The 740-nt window shown below is 69.0% G+C and carries 1 protein-coding gene; it reads left to right on the top strand.

The window, feature by feature from the left end:
* Nucleotides 1–19: 19 nt before the first annotated feature.
* A partial coding sequence (locus AC1D15_RS35605; protein WP_477829798.1) for an RHS repeat domain-containing protein occupies nt 20–740 on the top strand: 721 nt, incomplete at its 3' end.

The following is a 740-nucleotide window of genomic DNA, read 5'->3' as shown; positions in this document are numbered from 1 at the left end:
GATCCAGCCGGACACCCAGGTGAGCGGCCGCAGGAACGCGTTGCAGCAGGAGGAGACGCAGACGGTGGATCCGCGCTTCGGCACGGTGCTGAGCAGGACGGATGCGAACGGGCTGACCACGCGCTGGGAATACGACGACCTGGGGCGCACGACGCGCGAGATCCACCCCGACGGTACACGGGTGATCACGGCGTACTGCTACATCGCCGGCCGGATCGACACGGCCACCAACAGCCCGACGTGCCCGAGCCCTGCGGCTTCCGAGATCCCGGCTGACGCGGCGCAGTTCACGCACGTGGAGCCGAGAGACGCCAGTGGCACGGAGGGTGTCAAGAACGGTCCGTTCACCCGCCAGTACCTGGACCGCGCAGGTCGGCTGCTGCGCCATGTCACCGAAGCCTTAGATGGATCGACGCAACCCGGCGGTGTCAATCGCCTGATCGCTACCGACACCACGTTTGGCGACCTCGGCCAGGTGCTGGTGCAGACGCAGCCGTACTTCCTGGACAGCGGCTCGTCGACGAGCGCAGGCAGTGCAGACGTGGGGCTCAYGCGCACCGAATACGACGCACTGGGCCGCCCGGTCCGGGTCTACACCGCCGACCCCCAGGGCAGCCAGCCGAGCGTGAGTTTCGGTGCCCGCGGCAACCGCAGGGCTCGGGTGTCGAGCATTGCGTACGGCGCGCTGGCCACCACCACGACCGACGACCAGGGCCACACGCGGCGCGAGGAGCGCAACG

This window comes from Rhizobacter sp. P2_H2 (assembly GCF_056403375.1).
The sequence above is the reverse complement of the archived record's forward strand: the minus strand, read 5'-3'. Positions and strand labels throughout refer to the sequence as shown.